Annotated in this window: 8 protein-coding genes, 2 tRNA genes and 1 pseudogene; 2 read left to right on the forward strand and 9 right to left on the reverse strand. The window is 66.3% G+C overall.

The genetic code is table 11. From position 1 onward, the window contains the following. Positions 1 to 28: 28 nt before the first annotated feature. The 3 genes from EC839_RS08055 to rnr all read right to left on the reverse strand — a co-directional run bounded on the left by EC839_RS08055 (position 29) and on the right by rnr (position 4,086). Entirely contained in the window at positions 29 to 403 is a 375-nt protein-coding gene (locus tag EC839_RS08055; RefSeq protein WP_007161147.1) for a response regulator, read from the reverse strand. 129 nt (positions 404 to 532) lie between these two features. Continuing rightward, entirely contained in the window at positions 533 to 1,285 is a 753-nt protein-coding gene (gene rlmB, locus EC839_RS08060) for a 23S rRNA (guanosine(2251)-2'-O)-methyltransferase RlmB (protein WP_007161148.1), read from the reverse strand. Then, positions 1,282 to 4,086 (reverse strand): ribonuclease R, encoded by a 2,805-nt coding sequence (gene rnr, locus EC839_RS08065; RefSeq protein ID WP_007161149.1) that lies wholly within the window; start codon positions 4,084 to 4,086, stop codon positions 1,282 to 1,284. Before rnr ends, rlmB begins: the two co-directional genes overlap by 4 nt. A gap of 209 nt (positions 4,087 to 4,295) precedes the next feature. Here rnr and EC839_RS08070 point away from each other — a divergent pair. Together EC839_RS08070 and EC839_RS08075 are read left to right on the forward strand one after the other, a co-directional pair. Beyond that, positions 4,296 to 4,382: transfer RNA gene (locus tag EC839_RS08070), tRNA-Leu, on the forward strand. A 112-nt stretch (positions 4,383 to 4,494) separates the two neighbouring features. After that, positions 4,495 to 4,581: transfer RNA gene (locus tag EC839_RS08075), tRNA-Leu, on the forward strand. Between the two features lie 91 nt (positions 4,582 to 4,672). Here the strand turns inward: EC839_RS08075 and EC839_RS24885 are convergent. The 6 genes and pseudogenes from EC839_RS24885 to hflK form a co-directional block, all read right to left on the reverse strand. Then, positions 4,673 to 5,344, reverse strand: a complete 672-nt coding sequence (locus EC839_RS24885; RefSeq protein ID WP_371099686.1) for a methyl-accepting chemotaxis protein — start codon at positions 5,342 to 5,344, stop codon at positions 4,673 to 4,675. A 186-nt stretch (positions 5,345 to 5,530) separates the two neighbouring features. Continuing rightward, positions 5,531 to 6,793 (reverse strand): annotated as a pseudogene (locus EC839_RS24890) (HAMP domain-containing protein); the annotation flags it as partial. 12 nt (positions 6,794 to 6,805) lie between these two features. After that, complete coding sequence (locus EC839_RS08085) at positions 6,806 to 8,101, reverse strand: adenylosuccinate synthase (protein WP_007161151.1); 1,296 nt, start codon at positions 8,099 to 8,101, stop codon at positions 6,806 to 6,808. A gap of 78 nt (positions 8,102 to 8,179) precedes the next feature. Beyond that, a complete protein-coding gene (locus EC839_RS08090) occupies positions 8,180 to 9,367 on the reverse strand; it encodes an ATP phosphoribosyltransferase regulatory subunit (RefSeq protein WP_007161152.1) in 1,188 nt (395 codons plus the stop codon). A 255-nt stretch (positions 9,368 to 9,622) separates the two neighbouring features. After that, positions 9,623 to 10,492: a protease modulator HflC gene (gene hflC / locus EC839_RS08095; RefSeq protein ID WP_007161153.1), complete on the reverse strand. Its 870-nt coding sequence runs from the start codon at positions 10,490 to 10,492 to the stop codon at positions 9,623 to 9,625. Further along, a complete protein-coding gene (gene hflK, locus EC839_RS08100) occupies positions 10,492 to 11,679 on the reverse strand; it encodes an FtsH protease activity modulator HflK (protein WP_007161154.1) in 1,188 nt (395 codons plus the stop codon). Before hflK ends, hflC begins: the two co-directional genes overlap by 1 nt. Positions 11,680 to 11,694: the final 15 nt, after the last annotated feature.

The raw sequence follows: 11,694 nt of genomic DNA on the forward strand, positions 1-11,694 counted from the left end.
GACGCGACCGCCGGGCAGCCCCAGGCACTCAGCGTTGCACGTCGGCCAGGGCCTGGCGGATCTTGTTCAGGTCATAGGGCTTGATCAGCACCCCGACCCGCGCTTCCATGCCCGGCTCGCGCTCGAAGGCATAACCCGAGGCGACGACGATGCGCAGCGTCGGATCCATCGCCAGGGCGCGGCGGGTCAACTCGATGCCGGACATGCCGCCCAGCCCGATATCGGTGAACAGCACATCGTGTTCGCGTTGCGGCAGCAACTCGAGGGCGGCCTCCGCCGAGGCGACGGCCGTGACCTGATGGTCCAGCTCTTCGATGACTTCGGTGGTCAGCATGCGCAGCGTGGCATCGTCTTCGACGAGCAGCACTCGCAAGCCTACCGGCTCCTGGATCTCCTGACTCACGCGGGCGTCCTCTTGTTGACAGGCCTCGCCCCGGCATTCCCGGAGCGAGGCCGATATTCTGCGCACTGCAGCGCGATTCGTATAGTGCGATACGCGCTGCGTCGGTACCCAGACGTTTCTTAGCGCGGGCTAGCTGGGCGCAGAGGCGCGTCTTTGACGCACGACCTCGAACAGGCAGACCCCGGTCGCCACCGAAACGTTGAGACTGCTGACACTGCCGGCCATGGGCAGCCGGGCCAGATGATCGCAATGCTCGCGGGTCAGCCGGCGCATGCCCTTGCCCTCGGCCCCCATGACCACCACGGTCGGCCCACTCATGTCGACGTCATAGATCTCCTGGGTCGCCTCACCGGCGGTCCCGACGATCCACAGGCCACGCTTCTGCAGTTTTTCCAGGGTCCGCGCCAGGTTGGTGACGGCCACCAGCGGCAGCACCTCGGCGGCGCCACAGGCGACCTTGCGCACCACGGCGGTCAGGGTGGCCGACTTGTCCTTGGGCACGATCACCGCCAGGGCTCCGGCAGCATCGGCGCTGCGCAGGCAGGCGCCGAGGTTGTGCGGATCGGTCACGCCATCGAGCACCAGCAGCAGCGGCGGACCTTCGGCCCGGTCGAGCAACTCCTCGAGCATGGCCTCGCCCCAGACCTGGCTGGGGCTGACCTGGGCCACCACGCCCTGGTGCACGCCCTCGGCCAGCTCGTCGAGCAGCGCCCGCGGCTTGGTTTCCACCGCCAGGCGCTGACCGGCGGCCAGCTCCAGCAGGGCCTCGACCCGCGGCTCACGGCGCCCTTCGGCGATCCAGAGCTGCTTCACCCGCCGCGGGTGGAAGCGCAGCAGCGCTTCCACGGCGTGGATACCGTAGACGGTTTCCAGCTGGCTCATGCGTCATCCTTGGGGCGCGCCTGGCCCTTGCGATGAGGCTTCTTGGCCTTGGCCTTGGTCCTGCTCTTGGCCGCGGCCTGAGCCTGGCCTTCGGCCTTGGGCTTGGCTGTCGACTTCTTCTTGGCGGCAGCGGCCTTGGCCTTCTTGACCTTGGCTTCCACCGCGGCGGCGCCTTCAGCGGCGGCACCCGATGCCTGACGCTTCGCCGGAGCGGTACGCGCCTTGGCCGTGGCACTGGCCTTGCCCTTGGCAGCCTTGCCCTGGGCCGTGGTCTGCCCCTGGGCGCCGGCCTTGTCCTGACCGCCGGACTTGCCCTTGGCCTTGGGCTTGCCGCCCTCCACCTTGGCTTCCGCTAGCAGCGCCTGCTTCACCGCGCGACTGCGCTTGACGTCGGTGTTGCCCAGCAGCTTGTCGGCCTGCTCCAGCAACTCCGGCGACACCGAGGTGGCCGGGGCTTCCGGCGTCGGGGCGACGGCCTGATCTTCCGCTGCCGGCGCCTCGCGGCGGCGACCGCGACTGTCACGCTTGCGGCGCGGCTCGCGCTCTTCACGGACTCGCGGCGCGCCGGCCGAGGCTGGCAGCACGAAGTCGATCTTGCGCTCGTCCAGGTCGACCCGAGCCACCACCACCTCGATGGGATCGCCCAGGCGATAGCTGCGCCCACTGCGCTCGCCGGAGAGGCGATGATGGACGCTGTCGAAATGGTAGTAGTCGTCCGGCAGCGCGGTGACGTGCACCAGGCCCTCGACAAAGACTTCGGACAGCTCGACGAACAGGCCGAAGCCGGTCACCGCGGTGATGACGCCGGCATAGGTTTCGCCGACGCGATCCTTCATGAACTCGCACTTGAGCCAGTTGGACACGTCCCGCGTGGCTTCGTCAGCTCGGCGCTCGGTCATCGAGCACTGCTCACCGAGCTGATCCAGGCGCAACTCGTCATAGGGATAGATGCGCGCCTTGGCCATGCTCGTCGCACCCGCGCGCTTGACGTGCTTGGTCTCCAGCTTGGAGCGGATGACGCTGCGGATCGCCCGGTGCACCAGCAGATCCGGATAGCGCCGGATCGGCGAGGTGAAATGTGTGTAGGCCTCGTAGTTGAGACCGAAGTGACCGTTGTTGTCCGGGCTGTAGACCGCCTGACTCAGGGACCTGAGCATCACCGTCTGGATCAGCCGGAAATCCGGCCGCTCGCGGATCTGCTGCAGCAGTGCCTGGTAGTCCGACGGCACCGGATTGGCCTTGCCCTTGGTCAGCGACAGTCCCATCTCACCCAGGAACTGGCGCAGATTGGTCTGCTTTTCCAGCGGCGGCGCCTCGTGCACCCGGTAGAGGGCCGGCACCTTGTGCTTTTCGAGGAACTTGGCGGTGGCCACGTTGGCGCACAGCATGCACTCCTCGATCAGCTTGTGGGCATCGTTGCGCTGGGTCGGACGGATCTCCGAGATCTTGCGATCGGCGCCAAAGACGATGCGCGTTTCCTGGGTCTCGAAATCGATGGCGCCGCGCACATGACGAGCGGCCAGCAGCACCTTGTACAGGCTGTAGAGCTGCTCCAGGTGCGGCACCACGTCGCCAAGCTGCTTGCGCAACTGCTTGCCTTCGGCCGACTTGGGCTGTTCCAGCACCGCCGAGACCTTGTTGTAGGTCAGACGGGCATGGGAGTGGATGACCGCTTCGTAGAACTGGTAGCCGGTCATGCGCCCGGAAGCGGCGATGGTCATCTCGCAGACCATGGCCAGGCGATCGACCTGGGGATTGAGCGAGCAGAGGCCGTTGGAGAGCGCCTCCGGCAGCATGGGAATCACCCGCTCGGGAAAGTACACCGAGTTGCCGCGCTTTTCCGCCTCGGCATCCAGCGCCGAGCCGACCTTGACGTAGTGGGAGACGTCGGCGATGGCCACGTACAGCCGCCAGCCGCCGGATTTCTTGGCCTCGGCATAGACGGCATCGTCGAAGTCGCGGGCGTCTTCGCCATCGATGGTCACGAAAGGCAGCTGGCGCAGATCGATGCGCTTCTGCTTGTCCTTCTCCTCCACCTCGGGCTTGAGCTTGGCGGCCTCCTTCTCGACGGCCTTGGGCCATTCGTTGGGGATGTCGTAGCTGCGCAGGGCGACCTCGATCTCCATGCCCGGCGCCATGTAGTCGCCCAGGATCTCGACCACTTCGCCCTGGGCCTGGCGGAAGGTGGTGGGCCACTCGTCGATGCGCACCTGCACGAACTGGCCGTGGGCGGCGCCGCCGTGCTTGCCCTCGGGCACCAGCACCTGCTGACCGATCTTGGGATTGTCCGGCACCACGTAGGCCAGGCCGCTCTCCTGGAAGAAGCGCCCGACCAGGGACTCGTGCGCCCGGGTGACCACCTCGACCAGACCGCCTTCGCGACGACCGCGCCGATCATGGCCGGCAACCCGCGCCAGGGCGATGTCGCCATCGAACACCAGGCGCATCTGCGCCGGACTGAGGAAGAGGTCGTCGCTGCCGTCGTCGGGGATCAGGAAGCCGAAGCCATCGCGATGGCCGGCGATGCGGCCACGCACCAGGTCCAGCTTGTCGATGGGCGCATAGGCACCGCGGCGGGTGTAGATCACCTGACCGTCGCGCTCCATGGCGCGCATGCGGCGCCGCAGGGCTTCGAGCTGGTCCTCGGTGACAAGACCGAATTCTTCGGCGAGCTGTGGCCGTGTGGCCGGGGCGCCGCGATCGGCGAGATGAGCCAGAATGAGTTCGCGACTCGGAATGGGGTTATCGTACTTTTCCGCTTCCCGGGCGGCCTCGGGATCGAGGGATTGCCAATCGGCCATCAGTCTGGGGTTACCTTCTGTGTCTTGGTTCGGTAGGAACTGCCATGGCGCCTATTGAAACGTGAAAACCACGCAATAGTTAGCCTGGCATGCTCAATAAAATATTTTTCACAGCAGGGGTTTACAAGCAAACGCCCCCTGAGTAAAGTGCCGCCCCACGACGCCGTGAGCAATCACGACGCCGGAGATGAGCAATCATCGCCTTGAGTGCCCAGGTGGCGGAATTGGTAGACGCACTAGGTTCAGGTCCTAGCGGTGGCAACACCGTGGAAGTTCGAGTCTTCTCCTGGGCACCACTCATTATAGTCGATCGATTTGCAGATCGGTCGACGAAAAGCCGGCACTAGCCGGTTTTTTAATCCTGAAACCCGCAAGGGCGACGGGAAGCGGCCAGAAGTCGCACTGCAGGCCCAGGTGGCGGAATTGGTAGACGCACTAGGTTCAGGTCCTAGCGGTGGCAACACCGTGGAAGTTCGAGTCTTCTCCTGGGCACCAATACCAAGCGGACGATCCCAGATCGGACGCAACAGAAAAAACCGGCTTCGGCCGGTTTTTTCTTGCCTGCGAAAAGGCGTGGGGCCCTCTCCTACGCCTTGAACTGCCCCAGACTGCCGCGCAACTGGGCGGCCAGCTCCGCCAGAGTCCGACTGCTGTGCGCAGTGGCCGCCACCGATTCGGCTGCGCGCAGCGTCTCGCCATGGATGACCTCGACCCGCTGGCGCACCGCCGCGGCGCCCTCCGCCTGACGCTGGGCCGCCTGGGCAGCCGTGGTCATGCTGGCATGCACCTGATCCACAGCGCGGTGGACATCCTGCTGGATGCGCTTGCTGTCGCGCAGCACCGCCAACCCGCTGCCGGCCTGCTGGCGCGCCGCGCCTATGGCGGCGACAGCTTCGCGCGCGCCTTCCTGCAGACCGGCGATGTGCGTCCGGATGCTGCCGGTGGATTCCTGGGTCTTGCTGGCCAGCGCCCGCACCTCGTCGGCGACCACCGCGAAGCCACGTCCGCTCTCGCCGGCCCGGGCCGCCTCGATGGCCGCATTGAGCGCCAGCAGGTTGGTCTGCTCGGCGATGCCGCGGATCACGTCCAGCACCACCTCGATCTGCTCGCTTTGCGCGGCCAGCCGCTCGATCACCTGGGCGCCGGACTCGACCTGGGTCACCAGCCCCTCGATACCTTCGGCCACCTCGGTGGCGATGCGGGCATTGCTCTGGGTGGAACTGCGAATGGCCTCCACCTGCTGCAGGGCGCCCTGCATGGCCTGACTTTCGCCCTGGGCTTCCGCGGCGATGCCGGACAAGGCCTCCAGACTGCGCGCCACCTCTTCGCGTTGGCGCAACGCCGCCGCTTCGGCGGTGGCACTGCTGCCGGCCAGGCCGCGGATTTCCTCGCCGGTACGCGCCGCGACGCCATGGGCCTCACCCACCAGCGGCTGCAGCTTGGCCAGGAAGCGATCGACCGCACCACCCAGCGCCTGGATCTCATCGCCCTGCCCCAGTTGCAGGCGGCGGGTGAGATCCCCTTCCCCGGCTGCCAGATCGTCCAATGCCCGCTGCAGCACGCCGATCCGCCGCAGCACCCGCCGCCCCAGCACCAGCGCCACGGCCACGACCATCACCACGCCGACCCCGATCAGCCCCAGGGCGATCTGCCAGCGCAGCGCGCCCGCCAGGGTGGCGACCGTTTCACCGGCATTGCGACTCATGGCCAGGGCAGCCTGGCGCGTGTCTTCCAGGCGCGTCGCCAGGGTCGCCGCACTGCCCTTGGCCGCGGCCGTCACGCTGCTGGAGACCAGACCGCCGGCGTCGTCGATCAGGGTCTTGAAACTCTTGTCCAGAGCCGCGCCGGTGCGCTCGATGGTCTGGGTGGAAAAGCCCACCACCACCTTGCCGATCTCCACGCCATTGGGACTGATGGAGGCATCCACGCGATAGACCGAAGGATCCCGGGTCGCGGCATCCAGCACCTTGGCCAGGGCGCCCTCGCCCTGACCCACGGCGAGCAGGCGGGCCACGCGCTCGTCCTGGCGATTGAGATAGCGGGTCAGATTCTGGCCCTGGGCGTCCTGGAAGACCACGAAGAGCACCTCGGGATTGCCTTGCGCCCGCCGCGCCAGGTCGGACAGGGCCGGCACATCGGCGTCCCACATCGCCTTGGGCGCGACGCCCGCAAGCAGCTCGGCCAGATTCTGCGCGTTGCTCTTGAGGGTAGCGGTCAGGGTCTCACCCACCTGCTGCCGCTCGCGCGCCAGGCGCTGCGCAAGCCCCTCGGCCAGCCGCGCACGGGTCTGCCCCGCCAGCTCGGCAAGACTGCCATCCACCTCGCCCCCGGCCTGGCGCAGGGTGTCGGCGAGCTGCTCGGACTCGCCGGAAAGGCGGGTGGCCAGACCTGACTGCAGCCCCTTCACCGCATCCTGGGTCAGCCACAGCGCCAGGGCTACCTGGAGCATGACCGCGAGCAAAAGACTGATGAATACCGGCAGCAACAGGCGACTGCGCAGCAGCGACAAGAGAAACGACATGGAGGTCTCCAGCGGCAAGGGACATTTACAGGCTGTCGGCCAGCTCGAGGGGAGCTGGAGGCTCAGCCGTAAATAGTCATAGCAATATGCTGGCCATTTCGGACCAGCGGCCGTCCCCGGCCTACCAGCGTCTTTCGCCCGCCAGAAATGGAAAAGCCCCGCGGGGCGGGGCTTTTCCGGCTGCATCCTTTTAGCGCATCAGGCGAAAGGATGGCGCAGCACGATGGTTTCCTTGCGATCCGGACCGGTCGAGACGATGTCGATCGGCGCCTCGACCAGCTCGGCGATGCGGCGGATGTAAGCCTGGGCGTTGGCCGGGAGCGCCTCGAGACTCTGGGCACCCACGGTGGATTCGCTCCAGCCCGGCATCTCTTCGTAGACCGGCTGCAGACCGATGTAGCTGTCGGCGTCGGTGGGCGCCTCGGTCAGCAGGTTGCCGGCGGCATCCTTGTAACCGGTGCAGATGCGCACGGTGTCCAGACCGTCGAGCACGTCCAGCTTGGTCAGGCACAGACCGGAGATGCTGTTGATCTCGATGGAGCGGCGCAGGATGACGGCATCGAACCAGCCGCAACGGCGCGGACGGCCGGTCACGGAGCCGAATTCGTGGCCCTGCTTGGCCAGGTAGGCACCGGTTTCGTCGAACAGCTCGGTCGGGAAGGGACCGGAGCCGACACGGGTGGTGTAGGCCTTGGTGATGCCGAGGATGTAGTCCAGGTACAGCGGACCCACGCCGGAACCGGTCGCCACGCCACCGGCGGTGGTGTTGGAGCTGGTGACGAAGGGATAGGTACCGTGGTCGATGTCCAGCAGGGTGCCCTGGGCGCCTTCGAACATCAGGTTCTCACCGGCCTTGCGCAGCTCGTGCAGACGGCTGACGACGTCCATGACCAGCGGCTGCATGACCTTGGCGTGTTCCATGGCCTCGTCGTAGGTCTTCTGGAAGTCCACCGGCGGCTCGTTGAAGTAGTTCTGCAGGACGAAGTTGTGGTAGTCCAGCACTTCCTTGAGCTTGACGGCGAAACGCTCGGGGTGAAACAGATCGCCGACGCGCAGACCGCGACGGGCGATCTTGTCTTCGTAGGCCGGGCCGATGCCGCGACCGGTAGTGCCGATCTTGGCTTCGCCGCGCGCCTTCTCGCGCGCCTGATCCAGGGCCACGTGATAGGGCAGGATCAGCGAGCAGGCCGAGCTGATGCGCAGGCGCTCGCGCACCGGCACGCCGCGGGCTTCCAGCTCGCCGACTTCCTTGAACAGGGCTTCCGGCGAGAGCACCACGCCATTGCCGATCAGGCACTGGGTGTCGGCGCGCAGGATGCCCGAGGGAATCAGCCGCAGGATGGTCTTCTGACCATCGATGACCAGCGTATGGCCGGCGTTGTGGCCGCCCTGATAACGCACCACGGCAGCGGCCTGGTCGGTCAGCAGGTCCACGATCTTGCCCTTGCCCTCATCACCCCACTGGGTGCCCAGGACGACGACGTTCTTACCCATAACCTTATCCCCTGTCAGGAAGATTTCTGTCGGCCAGGCCGACGATGCTCACGTTCACCCGGATGCCAGATCCGGTGTTTAGGAATTCAAGGGCACCACGACCCAGGCGCCCTGCTGCTCGATCAGGCGGCGATCGCAGCCCGAGCTGTGCAGCTGGTCCGCGTCGTCATGAGCGGTGGCCTGGACCACCCGCTCGCCCGCGGCACGCAATTCGCGCACGGCCTGCCAGAGCACCGGCGCATCGCCCGCCGGCGCCCAGATGCCGCGGCGCGGCTCGTCAAGCACGGCGGTGCCCAGCTCGACGAGGGTCTTCAGATCGGTGGAAAAGCCGGTGGCCGGACGCGAACGCCCGAAGTCGGCGCCGATGTTGTCATAGCGACCGCCCTGGGCGATGGATTGCCCGGTGCCCGGCACGAAGGCGGCGAAGACCACCCCGGTGTGGTAGTGATAACCACGCAACTCGCCCAGATCGAAATACAGCGGCACGCCCGGGAAACGCCCCTTGAGCGAATCGGCCAGGGCGATCAGCTCGTCCAGTGCCTGCAGGACACCCGCGGGCGCACCCGCCAGGCGCTGCCGCGCCTGCTCGAGCACCGCGGCATCGCCACTGAGTTCGACCAGCGCCCGCAGCCAGCCGCGCTCGGCGGCGGGCAGGTCGGCGGTCAATTCGGCGATCTCGTCGACCGCCTTGCGCTGCAGGGCATCAAACAGCTGCTGCTCGCTGGCGCCGGAGACGCCGGCCGCCTGGCACAGCCCGCGATAGATGCCCACATGCCCCAGATCCATGTGGACGTCGGGCACCTGGGCCTGTTCGAGCACGTCGAGCATCAGGCTGATAACTTCCAGATCCCCTTCGCTGCCGGGCACGCCATAGAGCTCGGCGCCGACCTGGATCGGGCTGCGCGAGGTGGACAGGGCACGGGGACGGGTATGCAGCACGCTGCCGGCATAGCACAGTCGGCTCGGACCGCGCTGTTTGAGGCTATGGGCTTCCATGCGCGCCACCTGGGGCGTGATGTCGGAGCGGAAGCCCATGAGGCGGCCGGAATTGGGATCGGTCACCTTGAAGGTGCGCAGTTCCAGTTCCTTGGCCGCGCCGGTGAGCAGCGATTCCAGGAATTCCAGGTGCGGGGTGATGACGAACTCGTAGCCCCAGCAATGGAACAGTTCCAGCACCCGACGCCGAGCACCTTCGATGCGCGCCGCGTCGGGCGGCAGGATTTCCTCGATACCGTCAGGCAGCAGCCAGCGGTCTACCGTAGCCATTAGGCCTCTTCTCCATGTCATGGATCGGCACGCGGCTGCCGAGGTCGGCGCAGTGGATTCCTGGAGAATCCTGCCGCCGGATCGAGCCGCTCTGCCGTGGATTGCTACCCGAATCAGCCAGGGCGTCGCCCTTCCACGGGTTTCGTACGGACGCAAAAAAGCCGGGGATGGCCCCGGCTGATTCATGATAACACGAAAAAATCGGCGATCGGGGATGAACGACGAGCGAAGCCTAGGCGCCGTTCATCCCTGACCTCACTGCCCAGGACTCTGGAAATACTTGAAGAAATCGCTCTTCGGATCCAGCACCAGGACGTCGCTCTTGCTGGAGAAGCTGGAGCGATAGGCCTGCAGGCTGCGATAGAAGGAGAAGAACGCCGGATTCTTCGAGTAGGCCTGGGAATACACCTGGGCCGCCTGGGCATCACCTTCACCGCGGGCTTGTTCGGCCTGGCGATAGGCTTCGGCCAGCAGCACGCGACGCTGACGATCGGCGTCGGCACGGATGCCTTCGGCTAGCTCGCGGCCCTTGGCGCGATGCTCGCGGGCTTCCCGCTCGCGCTCGGTGCTCATCCGCTCATAGACGCTGCGACTGACTTCCTTGGGCAGGTCGATGGCCTTGACGCGCACGTCCAGTACCTCGATACCCAGCTCCTGGTTGGCCATCTTGTTCAGCGCCGCGGTCAGCGAACCGACCATGGCATCCCGCTCACCGGACACCACCTCGTGCAGGGTGCGACGACCGAACTGGTCACGCAGCCCCGCCTCCAGGCGGCGCAGCAGTCGCTCGTCGGCGATCTGCTTGAGACCCGAGGTCGCGGTGTAGTAGCGATCGGCATTGAAGATGCGCCACTTGGCGTAGGCATCCACCATTACCGCTTTCTTTTCCAGGGTCAGGAAACGCTGCGTCGGGGTATCCAGGGTCTGCAGGCGGGCATCGAACTTGCGCACCCGGTTGACGTAGGGAATCTTGAAGTGCAGGCCGGGCTCCAGATTGGGCTCGACCACACGACCGAAGCGCAGCATCACCGCCCGCTCGGTCTCCTTCACCACGAACAGACTGCTCCAGGCGGCAAGGCCCAGAACGACCACGACGATCAGCGCGGCCAGCGATTTATTGCTCATCAGCGGCTCTCCCTCGTACGCGCTTCGGTGGACTGCGGCAGATTGCGAATGACCGAGGCCGCCGTATCGCTCGACGCCGCCGGGGCAGCGCCACTGCTGATCGCCGAGGTCGGTGCCGGCGCACGGTTCTGCATCAGCTTGTCGAGCGGCAGATAGAGCAGGTTCTGGCCGGCCTGACCGGTGACCATGACCTTGCTCGCCTGACCGAGCACTTCCTGCATCGTCTCGATGTACAGACGCTCGCGGGTCAGCTGCGGATTGGCCGCGTACTGGACCGCCAGCTGGCTGAAGCGCGAGGCATCACCCTGGGCCCGGGCGACGACTTCGTCGCGATAGCCGTTGGCTTCCTCGATGATGCGCTGGGCAGCACCGCGGGCCTCGGGGATCACGCCGTTGGCATAGGCTTCGGCCTGGTTCTTCTCGCGCTGCTCGTCTTCACGGGCACGGATCACGTCGTCGAAGGCTTCCTGAACTTCACGCGGCGCCGAGGCGCTCTGGATGTTCACCTGGGTCACGGTGATGCCGGTCCCGTAGGTGTCGAGGAAGCGCTGCAGACGTTCGCGGACGTTGGTGGCGACCTGCTCGCGGCCGTCGGTCAGCAACTGGTCCATGGTCGAGGAGCCGGCCACGTGGCGCACGGCGCTGTCGGTCGCCTGCTGCAGGCTGACCTCGGGCTGGTCGACGTTGAGGACGAAGTCCTTGAGATTGGTGATGCGGTACTGGACGGTCAGCGGCACCTCGACGATGTTCTCGTCCTGAGTCAGCATGGCGCCCTGCTTGCTGTAGGCCCGCTCACGAGTGACGTTTTCCTGGTACTTGGTCTCGAAGGGCGGGAAGTAGATGTTCAGGCCGGGCCCTACCGTCTCATGGTATTTGCCCAGGCGCAGCACCACCGCCTGCTCCTGCTCGTCCACGACGTAGACGGCGTTGTACAGCCAGAGAGCGCCGACCAGCAGCACGCCCAGCAGCAGCAAACCCTTGCCACCACCCGAGCCGAAGCTGTCGCCGCCGCTGCCGCCGGAGCGCTTCTTGCCGCCGACCAGGCGGTTGATGCGGTCCTGAAACTTACGCAAGGCTTCGTCGAGATCCGGCGGCCCCTTGCGTCCACCATTGCCGCCACCGTTGTTGTTGCGGCCGCCCCAGGGGTCTTGATTGTTCGAGTTGCCACCGGGCTCGTTCCAAGCCATAGCGCTCTCCCTACT

The organism is Pseudomonas sp. JUb52 (assembly GCF_004341115.1).
Classification (GTDB): Bacteria; Pseudomonadota; Gammaproteobacteria; order Pseudomonadales; family Pseudomonadaceae; genus Chryseomonas; species Chryseomonas oryzihabitans.